The sequence below is a fragment of the Caulobacter sp. P1_D6 genome, from assembly GCF_056406095.1.
In genome coordinates, this window is record NZ_JBFUAW010000013.1 from 123,955 (window position 1) to 144,577 (window position 20,623).

18 protein-coding genes are annotated in these 20,623 nt (G+C 69.3%); 10 read left to right on the plus strand and 8 right to left on the minus strand.

The window, feature by feature from the left end; translation table 11 throughout:
* Positions 1 to 2 precede the first annotated feature (2 nt).
* Genes AC1DYP_RS09865 through AC1DYP_RS09875 form a run of 3 tightly spaced genes read left to right on the plus strand, consistent with a single transcriptional unit; the run spans position 3 to position 5,062 of the window.
* Positions 3 to 1,253, plus strand: a complete 1,251-nt coding sequence (locus tag AC1DYP_RS09865; RefSeq protein WP_477046175.1) for a glycosyltransferase — start codon at positions 3 to 5, stop codon at positions 1,251 to 1,253.
* A 10-nt stretch (positions 1,254 to 1,263) separates the two neighbouring features.
* Positions 1,264 to 3,816: a glycosyltransferase family 2 protein gene (locus AC1DYP_RS09870; RefSeq protein WP_477046176.1), complete on the plus strand. Its 2,553-nt coding sequence runs from the start codon at positions 1,264 to 1,266 to the stop codon at positions 3,814 to 3,816.
* Between the two features lie 43 nt (positions 3,817 to 3,859).
* The gene (locus tag AC1DYP_RS09875) at positions 3,860 to 5,062 is read left to right on the plus strand and encodes a threonine ammonia-lyase (RefSeq protein WP_477046177.1); all 1,203 of its coding nucleotides are present in this window, start codon (positions 3,860 to 3,862) and stop codon (positions 5,060 to 5,062) included.
* Between the two features lie 125 nt (positions 5,063 to 5,187).
* On the opposite strand, the gene AC1DYP_RS09880 is transcribed toward AC1DYP_RS09875, so the two are convergent.
* Positions 5,188 to 6,054 carry a UTP--glucose-1-phosphate uridylyltransferase gene (locus tag AC1DYP_RS09880; protein ID WP_477046178.1) on the minus strand — a complete coding sequence of 289 codons (867 nt, stop codon included), beginning with the start codon at positions 6,052 to 6,054 and terminating at the stop codon, positions 5,188 to 5,190.
* 183 nt (positions 6,055 to 6,237) lie between these two features.
* Here AC1DYP_RS09880 and AC1DYP_RS09885 point away from each other — a divergent pair, with 183 nt between their 5' ends.
* Positions 6,238 to 6,756, plus strand: a complete 519-nt coding sequence (locus AC1DYP_RS09885) for an FKBP-type peptidyl-prolyl cis-trans isomerase (protein ID WP_477046179.1) — start codon at positions 6,238 to 6,240, stop codon at positions 6,754 to 6,756.
* Here AC1DYP_RS09885 and AC1DYP_RS09890 read toward each other — a convergent pair.
* The gene (locus AC1DYP_RS09890) at positions 6,753 to 7,385 is read right to left on the minus strand and encodes a glutathione S-transferase N-terminal domain-containing protein (protein WP_477046180.1); all 633 of its coding nucleotides are present in this window, start codon (positions 7,383 to 7,385) and stop codon (positions 6,753 to 6,755) included. The two genes, AC1DYP_RS09885 and AC1DYP_RS09890, sit on opposite strands and share 4 nt — an antisense overlap.
* 102 nt (positions 7,386 to 7,487) lie before the next feature.
* Between AC1DYP_RS09890 and argE the strand changes: the two genes are divergently transcribed.
* On the plus strand, positions 7,488 to 8,681 hold the full coding sequence (gene argE / locus AC1DYP_RS09895) for an acetylornithine deacetylase (RefSeq protein ID WP_477046181.1): 1,194 nt from the start codon (positions 7,488 to 7,490) through the stop codon (positions 8,679 to 8,681).
* 4 nt (positions 8,682 to 8,685) lie between these two features.
* Here argE and AC1DYP_RS09900 read toward each other — a convergent pair whose 3' ends face one another.
* Positions 8,686 to 9,732, minus strand: a complete 1,047-nt coding sequence (locus AC1DYP_RS09900; RefSeq protein ID WP_477046182.1) for a glycosyltransferase family 2 protein — start codon at positions 9,730 to 9,732, stop codon at positions 8,686 to 8,688.
* Between the two features lie 35 nt (positions 9,733 to 9,767).
* Here AC1DYP_RS09900 and rfbC point away from each other — a divergent pair, with 35 nt between their 5' ends.
* The 4 genes from rfbC to rfbA all read left to right on the plus strand — a co-directional run bounded on the left by rfbC (position 9,768) and on the right by rfbA (position 13,264).
* Complete coding sequence (gene rfbC, locus AC1DYP_RS09905; protein WP_477046183.1) at positions 9,768 to 10,325, plus strand: dTDP-4-dehydrorhamnose 3,5-epimerase; 558 nt, start codon at positions 9,768 to 9,770, stop codon at positions 10,323 to 10,325.
* Between the two features lie 126 nt (positions 10,326 to 10,451).
* Positions 10,452 to 11,513, plus strand: a complete 1,062-nt coding sequence (rfbB, locus tag AC1DYP_RS09910) for a dTDP-glucose 4,6-dehydratase (RefSeq protein ID WP_477046184.1) — start codon at positions 10,452 to 10,454, stop codon at positions 11,511 to 11,513.
* A gap of 5 nt (positions 11,514 to 11,518) precedes the next feature.
* Positions 11,519 to 12,391 (plus strand): dTDP-4-dehydrorhamnose reductase, encoded by an 873-nt coding sequence (gene rfbD / locus AC1DYP_RS09915; protein ID WP_477046194.1) that lies wholly within the window; start codon positions 11,519 to 11,521, stop codon positions 12,389 to 12,391.
* Positions 12,392 to 12,397: 6 nt separating this feature from the next.
* A complete protein-coding gene (gene rfbA, locus AC1DYP_RS09920; protein ID WP_477046185.1) occupies positions 12,398 to 13,264 on the plus strand; it encodes a glucose-1-phosphate thymidylyltransferase RfbA in 867 nt (288 codons plus the stop codon).
* A 92-nt stretch (positions 13,265 to 13,356) separates the two neighbouring features.
* On the opposite strand, the gene queG is transcribed toward rfbA, so the two are convergent.
* From queG to AC1DYP_RS09945, 5 genes are all read right to left on the minus strand, one after another.
* On the minus strand, positions 13,357 to 14,562 hold the full coding sequence (queG, locus tag AC1DYP_RS09925) for a tRNA epoxyqueuosine(34) reductase QueG (RefSeq protein ID WP_477046186.1): 1,206 nt from the start codon (positions 14,560 to 14,562) through the stop codon (positions 13,357 to 13,359).
* Positions 14,543 to 15,229 (minus strand): FtsZ-binding protein FzlA, encoded by a 687-nt coding sequence (gene fzlA, locus AC1DYP_RS09930; protein ID WP_477033860.1) that lies wholly within the window; start codon positions 15,227 to 15,229, stop codon positions 14,543 to 14,545. Before fzlA ends, queG begins: the two co-directional genes overlap by 20 nt.
* 149 nt (positions 15,230 to 15,378) lie before the next feature.
* Entirely contained in the window at positions 15,379 to 16,848 is a 1,470-nt protein-coding gene (gene rfaE1, locus AC1DYP_RS09935; protein ID WP_477046187.1) for a D-glycero-beta-D-manno-heptose-7-phosphate kinase, read from the minus strand.
* Positions 16,849 to 17,070: 222 nt separating this feature from the next.
* Positions 17,071 to 18,012 carry a cation diffusion facilitator family transporter gene (locus tag AC1DYP_RS09940; protein WP_477046188.1) on the minus strand — a complete coding sequence of 314 codons (942 nt, stop codon included), beginning with the start codon at positions 18,010 to 18,012 and terminating at the stop codon, positions 17,071 to 17,073.
* A gap of 172 nt (positions 18,013 to 18,184) precedes the next feature.
* Positions 18,185 to 19,312 carry a citrate synthase/methylcitrate synthase gene (locus tag AC1DYP_RS09945; RefSeq protein ID WP_477046189.1) on the minus strand — a complete coding sequence of 376 codons (1,128 nt, stop codon included), beginning with the start codon at positions 19,310 to 19,312 and terminating at the stop codon, positions 18,185 to 18,187.
* A gap of 78 nt (positions 19,313 to 19,390) precedes the next feature.
* Between AC1DYP_RS09945 and AC1DYP_RS09950 the strand changes: the two genes are divergently transcribed.
* Positions 19,391 to 20,539, plus strand: coding sequence for a citrate synthase (locus tag AC1DYP_RS09950; protein ID WP_477046190.1), 1,149 nt, complete (start codon positions 19,391 to 19,393; stop codon positions 20,537 to 20,539).
* Positions 20,540 to 20,623 lie beyond the last annotated feature (84 nt).

Consider the following 20,623-nt stretch of genomic DNA (forward strand, 5'->3'; position numbering starts at 1 on the left):
CCATGACCCGGCCCCTTCGCGTCGCCCTTCTCGCGCACGAGTTCCTGATCAACATCGGCGCAAATGATTTTCTGAAGAACATCATTCGCGGTCTCGCCCTGCAGGAACAGAATGAGATCATCTTCCTGTGCCCGCGCGGCGACGGCCGCATCGAGCATCAGGTGCCGACCGCGGCCAAAACCATCCTGAAGAAGAATCCCGTCGTCGAGGCCGTCCTGCGGGCGGTCCTCCGGCAGACCCGGGAAGCGCGCGCCAAGATCGTCAAGCCGGATCCGGGCCCTTACAGCTTCTATCGCGACGCCTGCCCGCGCATGCGGTTCATCGAGACCGATCTGGACGTGGAGTCGCTGCGGCGCCTGAAGGTCGAGCATCAGATCGACGTCTTTCTGCCGTCGATCCACATTCTGCCCAAGGACATTCCCTACGTCACCTACTGGCCGGACTGTCAGCCCAAGCACTATCCGGAATTCTTCGACGACGAATCCCAGCGGGTCCGCGACGAGCGGATCAACGGCCTGTTCGCCACCGGCAAGCCGATGATCATCAACTCCCGCGACGCCAAGTCGGACATGATGCGGTTCTACGGCGCCAACCCGGACCAAATCTTCGAGCTGCCCTTCGCGCCGATCATCGAGTTCGACCGGCTGACCCCCCATCCGGAGTTGGCGCGTCCCTACGGCCTGACCAAGCCCTACTTCATGGTCTGCAACCAGTTCTGGGTGCACAAGTCCATTGAAACGGTGATCGAGGCGGCCGCCATCGCCAAGCAGCGCAAGCTGAACATCGAGATCGTCTTCACAGGCAAGATGCAGGAGCCCAGGCGCCCGCAGTACATCACCATGCTCAGGGAGATGGTGATCGAAAAGGACCTTGGGGACATCGTGCGGTTCCTCGACTACATCCCCAAGAACGATCAGCTCGAACTTATGCGCTCGGCCATCGCCGTGATCCAGCCGACCCTGTTCGAAGGCGGACCGGGCGGCGGCTCGATCTACGACGCGGTCAGCCTGGGCGTCCGAGCGATCGCCTCTGACATTCCGATCAACCACGAGCTGCCGCTGGACCCCCAGCGCCTGGTGCTGTTCAAGAAGCGCAACGCCAAGGACCTGGCGGACAAGATGCAGAAGATGATGGCGTCCCCGAACAAGGGGCCTTCGTTCGAGGATCTCTATCAGCAGTCGAAGGAGTCGGCGCGGAAGCTGTCGACGCGGCTCTACCAGGCCATCGACTACGCGATCTCGCACGGCGGATAGGGGACAGAGCATGGCCGTTGCCAAGATCAGTGTCGTTACGGTGTGCCTCAATGTCAGGGACACGATCCGACTGACGCTAGAGTCGGTGGCGCGCCAGACGTTCGCCAACATCGAGCACGTCATCATCGACGGCGTCTCGACCGACGGCACGCTCGACATCGTCAGGGAATATCCCGTCGCCTACCTGTCCAGCGAGAAGGACAAGGGCGTCTATGATGCGATGGACAAGGGCTCGCGGGCCGTCACCGGCGACATCGTCATCTTCCTGAACGCGGGCGACACCTTCTACGACGACGAGGTCTGCGAACGGGTCGCCGCCTTCTTCGACGAGAGCGGCGCCGACATCGTGTTCGGGGACCTGTTGCCGGTCTATCTGAAGACCAGCGACACCCACGACCACGCGGCCTTCACCAGCGGCCAGGTGCTCGACCTGAGCTATGTGGTCAACCGTCGCAACCTCTACAACGAGTCCATCCACCACCAAGCCACGTTCTATCGGCGCTGGGTGGTCAAGAAGTGCGCCTACGCCTGCGTGCAGCCCGAAGCGACCGGCGAGTACAACGTCCTGCTCAAGGCCGTCATGAGGCACGGCGCCAAGGTCAAGCACATCCCCCTGCCGATATCGCGTTTCGCCCTGGGGGGCATCAGCACCGGCAACTTCGAGAAGGAATGGGCGCGCTACGTCAAGGCGCGCGACATCCTGCGCTCGCTCTACTATCCCAGCGTGGATAGCGTGCGGATCAAGGACGAGCTGGAGTTCCGGCACGCCCCGGTCGCGCGCCCCCTTAACCGGATCGAGCGCCGCACGCTGCTCAAGCAGCGGATCAAGGCGCTGCCGCCATTCAAGATCTACGACCGTCTGGCGCGCGGCATGACCGCCCGCGTGGCGAACCAGCTCGCCGTCCAGCTGGACGCCGCGCGGCAGCACGGCGACGCCCAGACCCACGCGCTGCTGATGGGCGTGGAAGCCAACTTCCGCGCCCACTTGGCCGAGACCAAGGGCCACATCGGGCAGATCCGCCAAGACATCGCGCTGCTGGAAGCGCGGCGCAAGGCCGATCTCTCGCGCGTCAAGTCCAGCTTGGTCGCCCGGCTGGACCAGCTGTCCGCCGAGGTGGCCGTGACCGCGATCCAGGAGACGCTCGAGAGCGTCCAGGACCTGATCGTGACCCTGCGCAAGGAATCGACGCTCAAACCCGTCGCGCTTCGCCTCGACAAGATCGGCGCCCACCTGCAGGCTCTCGACGCCAACCTGACCCTGGCGCGCGAGCAGGCCGCGACCGGTTCGGACAGGATCGGCCAGGGCGTCGACCGGGTCTTCGACCGTATGGGCGGCCACGACGTGCTGCTCAACAACATCGGCGCCGACCTKMAGGCCTTCGCCGCGACCCTGGTCTCGGTGCACGACCARRCGGCGGCCGGCACGGACAGGATCAGCCACGGCGTCGAGCGCGTCGCCGACCGCATCGGCGGCCACGACGTGCTGCTCAACAACATCGGCGCCGACCTGCAGGCCTTCGCCGCGACCCTGGTCTCGGTGCACGACCAAACGGCGGCCGGGGCGGACAGGGTCGCCCACAGTCTCGAGAGCTACGCCGACGCGCTGCAGAACACGACGGGCCAGCTGTCCACCGATCTGCAGTCGACCAGCAACGCCGTCCTGCGCTACGCCACGCTGTCGGAACAGGGCGACGCGCGCATCAAGCAGGAACTGATGGACGTGCGGGCCAATCTGGGCCGGATTCAACTGCAGCGGCGCGCGGACGTCGCGTTCGAACAGAGCGGCGTGAAGGTCTTCTCCCAATGGGACGAGGACGGGCTGATCGACTACCTCGTGTCGCGCTGCGACATCCCCGATCACAGCTTCGTCGAGATCGGCATCGGCGACTATACAGAGGCCAACACCCGCTTCCTGCTGACCGAGCGGGCCTGGTCGGGCCTGGTCGTGGACGCCACGAGCAAGGACATCCAGAAGCTGCGCGACAGCGACGCCTACTGGCGCTATCCGCTGACCGCCATCAACAGCTTCGTCACCGCCGAGAACGTCAACGAGATCATCGCCATGGGCGGGCTGAAGGGCGACATCGGCCTGCTGTCGATCGACGTCGACGGGGTCGACTACTGGATCTGGAACGCCGTCGAGGTCATCAGTCCCCGGATCGTGATCTGCGAGTACAACGGCCTCTTTGGGTCCAAGGCCAAGGTCACCGTGCCCTACGAGCCCGACTTCGATCGCCGAGCCAAGCACTTCAGCTGGCTGTACTCCGGAACCTCGCTGGGCGCCCTGACCGACTTGGCGGCCCGCAAGGGCTATACGCTGGTGGGCTGCAACGCCGGCGGCAACAACGCCTTCTTCGTCCGCGACGACGTCCTGGCGGCCGGCGACATCCAGCCCAGCGCGACGCCGTATCGCAAGCCGGCCTTCCGCGAGAGCCGCAATCCCGACGGTACGTTGAGCTTCCTCGACGTCGCCGCGGGCGCCGAGCTCATCGCCGACCTTCCAGTCTACGACGTGGCCCGGAACGAGACGATCAAGATCGCCGACCTCGATCTGGTCTATTGATAGACGCTGCGGCCTTCTTCGCCGCACCACCGCCGAGTCCGCAATGACCCTCGACATCACCGCCATCCGCGCCGCCGCCGCCCGCCTCGCCGGCCAGATCGAGCGCACGCCCTGTCGCTATTCCAAGACGCTGTCCAAGATCACCGGCGCGGAAGTCTGGGTGAAGTTCGAGAACCTGCAGTTCACCGCCGCCTACAAGGAGCGCGGCGCGCTGAACAAGCTGATGCTGCTGTCGGACGCGGAGAAGGCCAAGGGCGTCATCGCCGCCAGCGCCGGCAACCATGCCCAGGGCCTGGCCTATCACGGCGCCCGCCTGGGCGTGCCGGTGACCATCGTCATGCCGCGCACCACCCCGTTCATCAAGGTGCAGCACACCCGCGACTTCGGCGCCAACGTGGTCATCGAGGGCGAGACCTATGACGACGCCAACGCCCACGCCCGCAAGCTGCAGGAAGAGCAGGGCCTGACGTTCGTCCACCCGTTCGACGACTACGACATCATGGCCGGCCAGGGCACGATCGCCCTGGAGATGCTGGAAGACGCGCCCGACCTCGAAGTGCTGCCGGTGCCGATCGGCGGCGGCGGCCTGATCAGCGGCGTGGCCACGGCGGCCAAGGCCGTGAAGCCCGACATCCGCATCATCGGCTGCGAGCCGGCGATGTACCCGTCCTTCACCGCCAAGATGCGCGGCGTCGCGGCCCACTGCGGCGGCCAGACCATTGCGGAAGGTGTCGCGGTCAAGACGGTGGGCGAGCTGACCTACGGCGTCGCCCGGCCGCTGCTGGACGACGTGCTGCTGCTGGAAGAGCCGCACATCGAGCAGGCCGTGGCCCTGTATTGCAACGTCGAGAAGACCATCGCCGAGGGCGCCGGCGCGGCCTCCCTGGCGGCCCTGCTGGCCTATCCCGAGCGGTTCCGCGGCAAGAAGTGCGGCCTGATCCTGTGCGGCGGCAATATCGACACCCGCCTGCTGGCCTCGGTCCTGACCCGCGAGCTGGTTCGCGCCCAGCGCCTGGTGTCCCTGCGCATCGTCGGCGACGATCGTCCGGGCCTGCTGTCCACCGTGGCCAGCGTCATCGGCTCGATGGGCGCCAACATCATCGAGGTCAACCACAACCGCCTGGCCCTGGACGTGCCGGCCAAGGGCGCGGAGTTCGACATCACCATCGAGACCCGCGACGCCCAGCACACCCAGGACGTCATGGACGCCCTGCGCGAGAAGGGCTACCCGCCGCGCGCGGTGTGATGATAACACCCCTCCCCCTGTGGGGGAGGCGGCCCGAAGGGCCGTTGGGGGAGTCGTGCTGAACCTCAGCCAACTCCCCCCACGTCGGCTTCGCCGACTGCTCCCCCACAAGGGGGAGCGCTTAGTTACAGCAGCCCCTTGATCATCTCGCGCGCCGCGTCGGCCAGGTCGGGGCGCTTCAGGGCCAGGGCCACGTTGGCCCGCAGCAGGCCGATCTTGTCGCCGCAGTCATAGGTCTCGCCCTCGTACTCAAGAGCGTGGAAGTCCTGGGTCTTCAGCAGCGACAGCATCGAGTCGGTCAGCTGGATCTCGCCGCCGGCGCCCTTGCCCTGCTGGGCCAGCAGGTCGAAGATTTCCGGCTGCAGGATGTAGCGGCCCGAGATGAACAGGTTCGAGGGCTCGGTCCCCTTCGGCGGCTTCTCGACCATGCCGGTCATGCGGTTCAGGCGGCCGTCCTGGCCGTCCAGCGCCACGATGCCGTACTGGTGGGCCATGCCTTCCGGAGCCGGCTCGACGACGACGATGTTGCCGCCCTTCTGGTCGTAGGCCTCGATGGCCTGGGCCAGGGCCGGCGTGCTGGCCGACATCACCATGTCGGGCAACATCACCGCGAACGGCTCGTCGCCGATGATGTCGCGGGCGCACCACACCGCGTGGCCCAGGCCCAGCGGGGCCATCTGGCGCACGAAGCTCATCTCGCCGGGCTTGGGCAGCTCGCCGAGCAGCTCTTCCAGCAGGGCGGTCTTGCCCTTGGCGGCCAGGGCGGCCTCCAGCTCGACCTGGTGGTCGAAATAGTCCTCGATCGCGCCCTTGTTGCGGCCCGTCACGAAGACGAAGTGCTCGATGCCCGCCGCGCGGCCTTCCTCGACGATGTAGGACAGGATCGGCCTGTCCACGACGTTGAGCAGCTCCTTCGGGGTGGTCTTGGTGCCGGGCAGGACCCGGGTGCCGAAGCCCGCGACGGGAAGGACGGCTTTACGGACGGGTTTCATGAAGGCCTCGTGAGCGGTCACTGGGTGGGGACGGTTTCTAGGGCGCGCCGCGTTCTCGCGCCACCACTGTTCTGTGACTATGCGTCTCAAACCTGGGCCAAACCGGGGAGCGCCCAAAATCGGCGCGCGGGCGAGCGCGAAATGGTCTAGCACGGACGAATGTTCGTCGGAGTCCGCCGTCCCATGATCCGCCCCCTAAGCTTCGCCCTCGCAGCCCTCGCCCTCGGCGCGACCCTGGCCCTGTCCGCCTGCGGTCCCAGCAAGAAGCAGCAGGAAAGCCTGGCCGTCGCCCAGGCCTTCATGGCCGAAAACGCCAAGCAGCCGGGCGTCGTCACCCTGGCCGACGGCCTGCAGTACAAGATCGTCCGTTCGGGTCCGGCGAGCGGCCCCAAGCCGAACCCGACCGACGAGGTCAAGGTCAACTACGAGGGCAAGCTGGTCGACGGCACGGTGTTCGACAGCTCCTACGAGCGCGGCGTGCCCGCCTCGTTCCCGCTGCAAGGCCTAGTGCCGGCCTGGAAGGAAGCCCTGGTCATGATGCGCCCGGGCGACGAATGGACCCTCTATGTGCCGCCGGAACTGGGCTACGGCGCCCAGGACAAGGGCCCGATCCCCGGCAACAGCGTGATGATCTTCCGTATCGAGCTGATCGACGTGCTGCCCTCGAAGATCCAGGCCCCCAAGCAACGCGCGCCGGTCTAGACCTTCGGCACGGCCATGCCCCGGCGCACGGCCGCGCGCTCGCCGACCAGGTCCAGCCAGCGCCGCACCGACGGCAACGGCGGCCGGTCGGGCTGGATCTTCTCCAGCACCTCCAGCGAGGCCTTGGTCCAGGCGTAGCTGGCGATGTCGGCGATCGAATAGTCCGTCCCGGCCAGGTACTGGACCTTCTCCAGCCGCCCCTCCATCACCCCCAGCAGCCGCCGCACCTCGTCGGCGAAGCGGTCGATGGCCAGCTCGATGGGCTCGGGCGCGCGCAGGGCGAAATAGCCCAGCTGGCCGGCCATCGGCCCCAGGCCCCCGACCTGCCAGAAGGTCCATTCCAGCGCCGCCACCCGGTCCGGACCCGACGGGGCCAGCAGCTTGCCGGTCTTCTCGGCCAGATAGACCAGGATCGCCCCGCTCTCGAACACCGACTGCGGCCCATCTGGCGCGTCGTGGTCGACGATGGCGGGGATCTTGTTGTTGGGCGAGATGCTCAGGAAGTCGGGCGCGAACTGCTGGTTCTGGCCGATGTCGACCGGATGGACCCGATACTCCAACCCCATCTCCTCCAGGGCGATCGGGATCTTGCGGCCGTTGGGCGTGGTCCAGGTGTAGAGGTCGATCATGGCGCGCGTCTCCGCTCGTGTTCGCAGCATAGAACGCGAACCGGGCCGATCCGGACCACGCCCCGGTAGGCGCGCGCCGATGGCCGCGCTAGGGTCGCGCCCATGGTCCCGTCCTCCGCAATCAGCTCGTCCGAAGTCCTGGCCGCCCGCGCCGTCGACATCCTCTCCACCCTGGTGGCCTTCGACACCACCTCGCGGCTGTCCAACCTGGCCCTGATCGAATGGGTCGAGGCCTATCTGGCCGACCTCGGCGTCGCCTCGCGGCGGGTGCCCAATCACGACGGGACCAAGAGCAACCTGCTGGCCAGCATCGGCCCGGCCATTCCGGGCGGCGTCGTACTGTCGGGCCACACCGACGTGGTGCCGGTCGACGGCCAGCCCTGGACCAGCGACCCGTTCGTCCTGACCCCGCGCGACGGCCGGCTCTACGGTCGCGGAACCTGCGACATGAAGGGGTTCCTGGCCTTGGCCCTGGCGGCCACGCCGGACCTGGCCAAGGCGAGCCTCGAGCGCCCCGTCCACCTGGCCTTCTCCTATGACGAGGAGATCGGCTGCCTGGGCGCGCCGGACATGATCGCGGTGATCGCCAACGAGCTGCCCCGCCCCGCCCTGGTGGTGGTCGGCGAGCCCACCGACATGGTCGCCGTGCGCGGCCACAAGGGCATCGCCAGCTTCCGCGTCACGGTCACCGGCCGCGAGGCCCATTCCAGCCTGACCCACCTGGGCGTCTCGGCCAACATGGTCGCCATCAAGATGATGCACCATCTGGTCGAGCTGTCCGAGCGGCTGGAACGCGAGGCCGATCCCGCCTCGCTGTTCACCCCCAAGGGCGCGACCCTGACCGTCGGCCAGGTCAACGGCGGCACGGCGGTCAACATCCTGGCCCGGGAATGCGTGTTCATCTTCGACCTGCGCGTGCCGGCGGGTATGGAGCCCAAGGCGATCCTGGCCGACTTCTTCGCCCTGACCGACAGGCTCGACGCCCAGATCAAGGCCAAGGCCCCCGAAGGCGGCGTGGTGGTCGAGACGCGGTCGATGACCCCGGCCTTCGCCCCCGAGATCGACGGCGCGGCCGAGACCTTCGCCCGCCGCATCGCCGGCGACAACGGCCCGCCGCGCGTGGTGCCCTACGCCGCCGAGGCGGGCCAGTTCCAGGGCGCGGGCTTCTCGACCGTGATCTGCGGCCCCGGCTCGATCGACCAGGCCCACCAGCCCGACGAATATGTCGAGATCAGCCAGATGGAGCGTGGCGCGGCCTTCATGCGCCGGCTGATCGAGGACCTTTCCCAGGCCTGATGGGCTAGGGTCGATAACGCCGGATGACGATCCGCCGGCCGAAGAAGGCCACCGGATCGATGGCCATGACCCGCAGGATGTCCCAGGAGCCGGCCTTTCGCGCCGCCTGCACCTCGCGCCGAGAGGCCAGGATCGGATCCAGGGCTTCGCGCTTGAACGCCGCCCGGATGCCGCGCACCACCGGCCCGGCGTCGCCCCGCCGCCAGTGCAGCAGCAGCAGGCCGGCGGTCACCGCCACGTGCAGCGGCGCGGTCAGCCACAGCAGCAGCGGCGGGGTGTTCTTGAGGAAGGTCCAGACCCGGTTGCGCGATCCGTGGAAGATCGAGAACTCCGATCGCACCCCGGTGCTGGCCGACCCTACGTGCTCGACCACCGCGCCCGGGAGCAGCAGGGTCGGCTCGCCGGCCAGCCGCAGGCGGTAGCCCAGGTCGACGTCTTCGCAATAGCAAAAGAATCGCTCGTCGAAGCCGCCCATATCCAGGAACAGGTCGCGGTCGATCAGGGTCGCCGCCCCGCAGGCGGAAAAGACCTCGCCCTCGATCAGATCCGAGGGCCGTCGTCGGCGATAGCCGCCCCTGAACGGGATGCCGGCCGAGGTCATGACGTCGCCCGCCCCGTCCATCAGGCCCGGCTCGTCGGCGGCCATCTGCAGCGAGGTGAAGCAGCGGACCTCAGGATGGCGCGCGGCGCCGGCGACCATGGCCTCCAGCCAGTCGGGGCGGGCATAGGCGTCGGGGTTGACCAGCACCAGCCAGCGCCCTCGCGCCGCGCGCGCCGCCAGGTTGTTGCCGGCCGCGAAGCCGAGATTGGCCCCCGGTCGAAGGAAGCGGATCGTCGGATCGGCGGCCGCGGCCGCCTGCGGGGCGCCGTCGGTCGAGGCGTTGTCGACGAGCAGGATCTCGAAGTCCGTGAAGCTCTGGGCCTTCAGCGCGTCGAGACAGCGCGCGAGCGTCGGACCGCTCTGGTAGGAGACGACGATCACGCTGACGAGCGGGGACGAACCGGTCATCGCCGATTTGGCGCTATTGCCATTGCCGGTGGGGCGAGCCATGCGTGGCGCACTCGTTTCCTGAGAAGGTTTAGTTCGTGAAAATCACGTCGATGGCGATTCCCGAGGTGCTGCTTATCACGCCCGAGCGCCWTGGCGACGAGCGCGGTTGGTTTTCGGAGACCTTTCGTCAGTCGGCGCTGGACGAGGCGGGCTTCACCGGCGGCGTCTTCGTGCAGGACAACCACGCCCGTTCGAGCCGTCGCGGCGTGGTGCGCGGCCTGCATTTCCAAAGGCCGCCGCACGCCCAGGACAAGCTGGTGCGCTGCGTGCGCGGCGCGGTCTTCGACGTGGCCGTCGACATCCGCAAGGGCTCGCCCACGTTCGGCCGCTGGGTCGGGGCCGAGCTCTCGGCCGAGAACGGCGTCCAGCTGCTGGCCCCCAAGGGCTTCGCCCACGCCTACTGCACCCTCACCGACGATTGCGAGGTGATCTACAAGGTCACCGACTACTACGCGCCGCGAGCCGAAGGGACCCTGCGCTGGGACGATCCGGCCCTGGCCATCGACTGGCGGGTCCCGGCCGCCGAGATCACCACCAACGCCCGCGACGGCCAGGCGCCGCTGCTGACGCAGTTGGACAGTCCTTTCGAGTGAGCCCGCGTGCGGCTATCGAAGCCCCGCGGCAGATGATATTCCGCTTTTTGTGCGCATGCTGATCGGGCGCCGGCGACCGGACCTGGCTTCGGAAACGCCGCGCCGTCGGCCTGGAAGGAATAGGGCGTGAAGATACTGGTCACCGGCGGCGCGGGCTTCATCGGCTCGGCGGTCTGCCGTCTTCTGCTCGGCGAAACCGGCGACCAGGTCGTCAATGTCGACAAGCTCACCTATGCCGGCAGCCTGACCTCGGTGGCCGAGGTCTCGGACTCGCCTGACTACGTCTTCGTCCAGGCCGACGTCGCCGACCGCGCCGCGATCAGGGCCGTCTTCGAGACTCACAGGCCCGACGCCGTGCTGCACCTGGCCGCCGAATCCCACGTCGACCGCTCGATCTCGGGCGCCGGACCGTTCGTCGAGACCAACATCGTCGGCACGTACGTGATGCTGGACTGCGCGCTGGACTACTGGCGGGGCCTGGAAGGCGCGGCCAAGGACGCCTTCCGCTTCGTCCACGTCTCGACCGACGAGGTCTATGGCAGCCTGGGCGCCGAGGGGCTGTTCGAGGAGACCACCGCCTACGCGCCCACCTCGCCCTATTCGGCCTCCAAGGCGGCGGCCGACCATCTGGCCCTGGCCTGGTTCCACACCTACGGCCTGCCGGTGCTGGTCTCCAACTGCTCCAACAACTACGGGCCCTATCACTTCCCCGAGAAGCTGATCCCGCTGATGATCCTGAACGGCCTGGAGCGCCGGCCGCTGCCGGTCTACGGCGACGGGGCCAATATCCGCGACTGGCTGTTCGTCGAGGACCACGCCCGCGCCCTGCGCACGATCCTGGAAAAGGGCCGTCCGGGCGAGAAGTACAATGTGGGCGGCCGCAACGAGCGCTCCAACCTGGCGGTCGTGCGGACCATCTGCGACCTGCTGGACGAGCTGGCCCCGAACGCCGAGGGCTCGCACCGCGACCTGATCACCTTCGTCGCCGACCGTCCGGGCCACGACCAGCGCTACGCCATCGACGCGACCAAGGTCGAGACCGAGCTGGGCTGGCGGGCCCGCGAGACCTTCGAGACCGGCATCCGCAAGACGGTCGAATGGTACCTGGCCCGCGCCGACTGGTGGGAACCGCTGCGAGCGGCCTATGACGGCCGGCGACTGGGCCTGCTGACCGCGAAGGCCGGCTGAGGTTCRTGACGGGACCCGTCCTCGTCTTCGGCCGCAACGGCCAGGTGGCGCGCGAGTTGGCCCGCGTCGCGGCCGGGCGCGCGATGGTGTTCGCCGGCCGCGAAACCCTCGACCTGACCGATTCCGCTGGGATCGACGGTCTGATCGCCGACCTGGCGCCCAGCGCGGTGATCAACGCCGCCGCCTACACCGCCGTCGACCGGGCCGAGCGCGAGGCGGACGCCGCCCATGCCCTGAACCGCGACGCCCCGGCCGCCATGGCCCGGGCCTGCGTGGCCCGCGACCTGCCGTTCGTGCACTTCTCCACCGACTACGTGTTCGACGGCGCGCTGGACCGGCCCTATGTCGAGACCGATCCCACCGGCCCGACCAGCGTCTATGGCGCCAGCAAGCTGGCGGGCGAACAGGCGGTGACGGCGGCCGGCGGGCCTGCGATCATCCTGCGCACCGCCTGGGTCTACAGCGCCCATGGGACCAATTTCGTGAAGACCATGCTGCGCCTGGCCGCCGACCGTGAAGAGGTCAGCGTCGTCGCCGACCAGATCGGCCGCCCCACCTGGGCCCGCGACGGCGCGCGCGCCGCCCTGCTGGCGGTCGACGGCCTGCGACGCGACCCCGCCCTGGCCGGCCTCTATCATCTCAGCGGGCCGGACGACGCCAGCTGGGCCGACCTGGCCGCCGAGACCTTCGCCCTCTCGGCGCGGCGCGGCGGCCCGACCGCCCGGGTCCGCCCGATCACCACCGACGACTATCCCACCCCCGCCAAGCGTCCGGCCAATTCCCGCCTGGACTGCGGCAAGATCCAAGGCGCCCTTTCCTGGACCCCGCGCCCCTGGCGCGAGAGCCTGGCGGCCTGCATGAACGAGATGGAGTTCTAGTCGCCCATGAAAGGCATCGTCCTCGCCGGCGGATCCGGCACGCGCCTCCATCCCCTGACCCTGGCCGTCTGCAAGCAGTTGCTGCCGATCTACGACAAGCCGATGGTCTATTATCCGATCAGCACCCTGATGCTGGCGGGGATCCGCGACATCCTGATCATCTCGACCCCCCGCGACGTTCCGTTGTTCAAGGAGCTGCTGGGCGACGGTTCGGCCTGGGGCGTACGCTTCGAATACGCGATCCAGGAAACCCCGCGCGGCCTGGCCGACGCCTTCATCGTCGGCGAGGCGTTCATCGGCGACGACCCATGCGCCCTGGTGCTGGGCGACAACCTCTATTTCGGCCATGGCCTGAGCGAGGCCCTGGCCCAGGCGTCCGCCTCGGACGCCGGCGCGACGGTGTTCGCCTACCATGTCACCGATCCGGAACGGTACGGCGTGGTCGATTTCGACGCCGAGGGCCGGGCGATGTCGCTGGAGGAAAAGCCCGAGACGCCGCGTTCGAACTGGGCGGTGACGGGGCTCTATTTCTACGACCGCCAGGTGGTCGAGATGGCCCGCAACCTGAAACCCTCGGCTCGGGGCGAGCTGGAGATCACCGACATCAACCGGCTCTATCTCGACAAGGGCCAGCTGTCGGTCGCCAAGCTGGGTCGCGGCTTCGCCTGGCTCGACACCGGCACCCACGACAGCCTGGTCGAGGCCACCGAGTTCATCCGCGCCATCGAAAAGCGCCAGGGCCAGAAGGTCGGCTGTCCCGAGGAGGTCGCCTTCAGCCAGGGCTGGATCACCGCGAGCCAGGTCGCCGCGCTGGGCGAGGCCATGGGCAAGACCGAGTACGGCCAGTACCTGCTGCGGCTGGCGCGGGGCTGAGGGCCGGTCGACATCCGGCTTCTGAGACGAAAACCTCGTCCTTCGACAGGCTCAGGATGAGGCATTTCTAATGCCGAGGCCTGAAATGGTCCTCATCCTGAGCTTGTCGAAGGACGAGGACCAGGCACGGCGCCGGACCATGGGTCCTGGGACGCGGCCGCCCACTCCGCGCGCACCGCCTCATCCCCCTCCACCACCGCCCCCGCCAGGCGCGCGAACGCGTCCGCGTCGAGCAGCCGCCGCGCCACCCACACGGCCGCGCCGCGCACCGTCGGCGAGGGATCGGCCAGCAGCGGCTCGACTGTCGTCATCATCCCCGCGTCGCCGCTGTTGCCGATCGCGTAGAGCACGTTGCGCACGAAGCGGTCGCGGCCGATGCGCTTGACCGGGCTCTTGCTGAACAGAGCCCGGAACGCCGGGTCGTCCAGTCCGGCCAGATCGGCCAGGGAGGGGCCCTTCAAGGTCTCGCGGGCGTGGAAGGCCATCTCGCTGGAGAGGCTGGCGAACTTGTTCCACGGGCAGGCGGCCAGGCAGTCGTCGCAGCCGTAGATGCGGTTGCCCAGGGCCGGGCGGAATTCGACCGGGATCGGGCCCGAGAGCTCGATGGTCAGGTACGAGATGCAACGCCGCGCATCCAGCTGGTAGGGGCCGGGGAAGGCGTTGGTCGGGCAGATGTCCAGGCACGCCTGGCATGAGCCGCAGTGGTCGCGCTCGGGCGGATCGGCCGGCAGGTCCAGGGTGGTCAGCACCGAGCCCAGGAACAGCCACGAGCCGAACTGCCGCGAGACCAGGTTGGTGTGCTTGCCCTGCCAGCCCAGGCCGGCGCGCTGGGCCAGGGGCTTTTCCATCAGGGGCGCGGTGTCGACGAACACCTTCACCTCGCCGCCGAACCGGCCGTGCATCCAGCGGGCCAGCTGCTTAAGGCGCTTCTTGATCACCTCGTGATAGTCGTCGCCCTGGGCGTAGACGCTGATCGCCGCGCGCGACCGATCTTCGAGGGCCAGCAGCGGGTCGTGCTCGGGACCGTAGTTGACGCCCAGCACCACCGCCGTCCTGGCGTCCTGCCACATGGCCGTGGGATGGGCGCGGCGGTCCAGCGTCTCGGCCATCCAGCCCATGTCGCCGTGGAAGCCCTCGGCCACGAACTCGCGCAGCCAGCCGCCGTTGGGCCAGGCCTCGCTGGCGCTGGCGAAGCCGCAGGTGTCGAAACCCAGCCGAAGGGCCTCGGCGCGGATTTCGCCCCGAATCCCCCCGTTTTCTTGGGCGGCGGTGTCTTGGCTAGAAGTCGAGATCGTCATAGTGCGCGACCGGCGCCAGGCCCGGCCAGCGATCGGCCAGGATGGGTCGGAAGGCGGGCCTGGACTTCAGCTTCATGTACCAGGTCTTGGTGATCGGGAAGTCCTTCCACGGCACGTCGCCGAAATAGTCGATCACCGACAGGTGGGCGGCGGCGGCGAAGTCGGCCAAGCTCATCCGGCGGCCGGCCAGCCAGTCGCGGGTGTTCAGCAGGCCCTCGATGTAGTCCATGTGCTGGCGCAGGGCGTCGCGACCCCGGCGCAGCGACGACAGGTCCGGCGCGCCCAGCCGCAGCAGGCGCTTCTCCATCTTCTCGTGCAGCAGGAAGCCGTTGACCTCGTTGTCGAACTTGCGGTCGAACCACTGCAGCAGGCGGCGCGCCTCGGCCCGTTCGCCCGGCTCGCGGCCCAGCAGGGCCGGTTCGGGGTCCTGCTCCTCGATGTGCTCGAGGATGGCGCGGGTCTCGGCGATCACCGTGGTGCGCTGGTGCTTGGTCTCGACCAGCACCGGCGGCACGCCCGACGGGTTGAGCTTGAGGAACTCGGCCGGCCCTTCCCAGTAGCGCACCTGCACCTCGACGAACGGCAGGCGCTTCTCGCCCAGGGCGAGGCGCACCTGGCGCGAGGCCGGGTCCAGGGGGAAGTGGTGAAGGGTTCGTTCGACGCTCATGCCCACGCGCATTCAGGCTGCATCGTTCGATCGATGCGCCGTTTTGTTTAACAAGAACTTGCTGAACGCTGTTTCTCGACCGCGTTCGTGGTCAAAATGAGGGCATTCTTCCTCAAGCTTCACCTTGAGGGGCCGCGTTAACTCTTGAACTAGCCTTTCGCGCTCTCCGGCGCGTTCATCCGACCGATCAGGCTGGTCGTGCTCTGGCCGGCCTTCAGCTGCGCCAGCACCACCTTGCCGCCGTAGCCGAGAACGACGTCGGAGCCGACCACGGTCTCGACCGTATAGTCGGCGCCCTTGACCAGCACGTCGGGGCGGAAGGCCTTGATCAGGGTCAGCGGCGTCTGCTCGTCGAACAGCACCACCAGGTCCACCGCCGACAGCGAGGCCAGCACGGTGGCGCGGCCGCCTTCCTTCTGCACCGGCCGGGTCGGGCCCTTCAGGCGCTGGACCGAGGCGTCGGTGTTGAGGCCGACGATCAGCCGGTCGCAGGCGGCTTTCGCTTGCGCCAGCAACGAGACGTGGCCGGGATGCAGCAGGTCGAAGCAGCCGTTGGTGAAGCCCACCTTCAGCCCCCGCGCCCGCCAGCCGGCGACGATGGCCAGCGCCTCGTCGAGGTCGGCGATCTTGTCGGCCACCGGATCGCCGTGCTCGCCATGGGCCAGGCCGACCAGCTCGTCGGCGGTGACCACGTCGGTGCCCAGCTTGGCGACCACAAGGCCGGCGGCGAGGTTGGCCAGGCGGGCCGCGTCCAGCGGCGAAGCCCCACGCGCCAGCGAAAGCGCCAGGGTCGCGGCGACGGTGTCGCCGGCCCCGGAGACGTCGAACACCTCCAGCGCGGTGGCCGGCAGGTGGACCGGCGCCTCGCCGCGCACGGCCAGGGTCATGCCCGCCCCGCCCCGGGTGATCAGGGCGGCGGCCAGGTTGGGGGCGGTGGTCAGGATGGCGTCGGCGGCCTCGGCGGCGGCTTCGTCGCCGGCCCCGGTCACGCCGGTGGCCTCGGCGGCCTCGCGGCGGTTCGGCTTGATCAGGGTCGCGCCGTCATAGCGGGTGAAGTCGCGGCTCTTGGGATCGACGATCACCGGCTTGCCGGCCGCGTTGGCGGCGGCGATCGCGGCCTTCAGCACCACCGGCGTCAGCACGCCCTTGGCGTAGTCGGACAGCACCACCACGTCGACCTCGCGCAGGTGGGCGTTGAACGCCGCCAGCAGGGCCACGCCGTCGGCCTCGCCCCTGTCCTCGCGGTCGGCGCGCAGCATCTGGTGCGAGCCGGAGATGTAGCGGGTCTTCTCGGTGGTGCGGCGCTTGGCGTCGACGATCAGGGCCGAGTCGAGGCTGGGCTCGCGGTCGATCAGGCCGGTCAGGACCCGGCCGGCGTCGTCGTCGCCGACCACGCCCACCAGCACCGCCCGGCCGCCCAGGGCCGCGACGTTGCGGGCCACGTTGCCGGCCCCGCCCAGCATCACCGTCTCGCGCTCGACCGCGATCACCGGCACCGGCGCCTCGGGCGAGATGCGATCGACCGCGCCATAGACGAAGCGGTCCAGCATCACGTCGCCCAGCACCAGCACGGTGGCGCCCGAAAAGGCTCGCGGCAGCTTGGCCAGGGTGTCGTCCATCAGGTCGGTCGCTCGTAACGTTCTAGGCAAGAGCGCCATTTGGCCCTGCATGGGCGTGTGGGCAAGCCTTAGAGCGTATCGGTATTCGAGCCTCGGACGCGAAAACCCCGTCCTTCGACAAGCTCAGGATGAGGTTTTCTACTGCCAAGGCTCACCAAATGGTCCTCATCCTGAGCTTGTCGAAGGACGAGGACCAAGCGCGACGCTGAACATCGGTAGGCTCTAGAGCGGCTCGCGTTCGCTGAACGCCCCGGCGTGGGGTTCGGCGACGCCGCGAGGATCGGGGTGGATCAGGATGTCGGCGGTCGGGAAGGCCTGCAGCACCCGCGCCTCGGCCTCGACCATCAGGGTGTGGGCCAGGGCCAGGGGCGTCTCGGCGTCGAAGTCCATGTGGGCCTGGACGTGGACGAACGGCCCCGAGGCCCGGGTGCGCAGCTGGTGCACGCCCATCACCCGGGGGTCGGCGGTCAACAGGGCCAGGATGCGGGCGCGATCCTCGTCGGGCAGCTCGTGGTCCATCAGCTGGTGCGACGCCTCGCGGAACACCCCGATCGCCCCCCAGATCAGCCAGACCGCGACGATCAGGCCGGCGGCGGCGTCGACCCAGGTCAGGCCCAGGAACCCGGCGGCCGCGATGCCGATCAGGCTGACGGCGTTCGACGCCAGATCGGCGGCGTAGTGGGCCTTGTCGCCCGACACGGCCACCGAGCGGGTGCGCTTCATCACCTCGGCCTGGGCGCGGATCAGGGCCAGGGTCAGCAGGATCGACACGACCATGACCGCCACGCCCAGCCCCTCGGCGGCGATCGGTCTGGGGTTCAGCAGGCCCTTGATCGCCTCCTGGCCGATCAGGGCTCCGGACGCGAAGACCAGGCCCGCCTGGGTCAGGCTGGAGAAGGCCTCGGCCTTGCCGTGGCCGAACCGGTGCTCGGCGTCCGGCGGGGCGGCGGCGTAACGCACGGCGAAGAAGGTCACCAGCGAGGCGACCAGGTCCAGGCCGCTGTCGGCCAGCGAAGCCAGCATGGCCACGGAGTGCCCGCTCAGCCACGCCGCGCCCTTGATCGCGATCAGCACCGCCGCCACGCCCACCGACAGGGTGGTGACCCGGCGGGTCAGCACCAGGGACTCGGCGGCGGTCAGGGCGGGTGTGGGAGCGGTGGACATGGACGCTGTTTAGCAAGGGCGGCCCCACAGCCCCAGCGAGAACGACTCGCGCGACAGGTTCGCAGAGCGCGACGCCGTGGACGGAGACGGGGACACACACTCATGGCAAGGCCGCGCAAGACCGGCCGCACCGTGAGGTGAGCGTGTGTCCCCACCTCAAGCCGCGAGCGCCCTATGCCGCCGCCTTCGTCCGCGGCCCCACATAGACCGACTGCGGGCGCACCAGCTTGCCGGTCGCCAGTTGCTCCCGGGCGTGGGCGATCCAGCCGGCCGTGCGGCCCATGGCGAACACGCAGGTGAAGCTGGCCGGCGGCAGGCCCAGGGCCTCCAGCAGAATGGCGGTGTAGAACTCGACGTTGGTCTCCAGCGGCCGGTCGGGCTTGTGATCGCGCAGGATCCGCAGGGCGGCCTGCTCGACCGCCTCGGCGAAGGCCAGGCGGCCGGGAACCGTGTTGGAGGTCTGGGCCAGCTGGCGGATCGCCGCCTTCAGGGCGTCGGCGCGCGGGTCGCGGACCCGGTAGATGCGATGGCCGAAGCCCATCAGCCGGTCGCCGCGCGCCAGGGCGCCCAGCAACCAGGCCTCGGCGTTGTCGGGCGTTCCAATGGCGTCCAGCATCTCGATCACCGGGCCGGGGGCGCCGCCGTGCAGCGGACCCTTCAGGGCCGAGATCCCGGCCAGCACCGCCGAGGTCAGGCCGGCGCGGGTGGAGGCCACCACGCGGGCGGCGAAGGTCGAGGCGTTCAGGCCGTGGTCGCAGACCGTGACCAGATAGGCGTCCAGCGCCCTCGCCTCCCCGTCCGTGGCCGGAACGCCCCGCGTCATCCGCAGCATGTCGGCGGCGTGCGACAGGGCCGCGTCCGGAGCGACCGGCGACTGGCCGGCGGCGACCCGCAGCACGGCGGGGGTGAAGACGGCCGGGGCGGCGATCAGCAGCAGGGCGGTGTCGAGGCCGTCGCCGTCGGGCAGGCGGGCGATCAGGGCGCGGACGGCCTCGACCGGCTCGCGCCGGGCCAGGCCTTCGTCCAGCGCCGCGACCTCGGCGAAGGCGCGGACCCGGGCCGCGCCCAAGGCCGGGGCGAGGTCGGAAGGCCCATTTGCTGAAAGGGGGGCGTCGAAGAAGCCGTCCAGCAGCAGGTGGGCGACGTCCTCGAACCCGGTGCGGTGCGCCAGGTCCTCGACGGCGTAGCCCCGGATGGTCAGGCGGCCGGCCTGGCCGTCGACGTCGGACAACACGGTGTGGGCGGCGACGACGCCTTCCAAGCCTTCAGCAGCGGGGACGGTGGAAAGACCCTTGGACATGGGATTAGGTCTCCTTTCGCCGCCAACTCCACGCCCACCATGCTTGATCGTCAATCTTGATCAATGTAATCAATATAAATGGCCGAATGGATCGACGCGGAACAGGCGATGGCGACTCTGGGAGTGCGGGCCCAGACGCTGTACGCCTATGTCAGCCGGGGCCGGGTGGGCGCGGCCGCCCATCCTGACGATCCGCGCCGCAGCCTGTACCGAGCCTCCGACATCGCGGCCCTGGCCGCCAGGAAGGCCCGGGGCCGGCGCGCCGCCGACGTGGCGGCCGAGGCCATCGCCTGGGGCGAGCCGGTGCTGCCCTCGGCGATCACCACCGTCATCAACGGCCGGCTGTTCTATCGCGGCCAGGACGCCGTCGACCTGGCCCGCATGCACAGCCTGGAGCAGGTCGCCCGCCTGCTGCGCGGCGGCCACGGCGCGCCGCTGACCGGACCCGAGCCGAAGAAGCCCAAGAAGGGCGAGACGCCGCGCGCGCGCCTGTTCTCGACCCTGGCCGCCCGAGCCGGGATCGACCCGCCGGCCCGGGGCCGCGCGCCCCTGGCCCTGGCCATGGAGGCCGCCGGCCTGCTGGAGGCCGCCGCCGACGCGGTGGCGGGATCGATCGGCGACGGCCCGATCCATCGACGGCTGGCCAACGCCTGGGGCCTGGACGCCTCGGGCGCGGACCTGGTCCGCCGGGCCCTGGTGCTGCTGGCCGACCATGAGCTGAACGCCTCGACCTTCGCGGTGCGGGTCGCCGCCTCGACCGGGGCCTCGCTGGCGGCCGCGTCCCTGGCCGGGCTGGCGGCGCTGTCGGGACCCCTGCACGGCGGCATGGCGGCGCGGGTCGAGATGTTCGTCGACGAGGCCGAGCGGCGCGGGCCGGCCAAGGCCGTGGCCGAGCGCCTGGCCCAGGGCTCGGCCATGCCGGGCTTCGGCCATCCGCTCTATCCGGACGGCGACCCGCGCGCGGCGGCCCTGTTGGCCGCGTTCGAGGCTCCGGCCGTCCTGGCGGACCTGCGCCGCGAAACCGAGGCCGCCACCGGCCTGGCGCCGAACATCGACTTCGCTCTGGTGGCCATGGCCCGGACCCTGGCCCTGCCCGCCGACGCGCCGTTCAGCCTGTTCGCGGTGGGACGGATGGCGGGGTGGCACGCGCATGCGATCGAGCAGCTGCAGACGGGGAAGCTGATCCGGCCCCGGGCGCGGTACATCGGGCCGAAGCCGACGGCCTAACGGCGCACCCCCTCAGTCGCTCCGCGACAGCTCCCCCAGAGGGGGAGCTTCTGGCCGCACTAGATCCTCCCCCTCTGGGGGAGG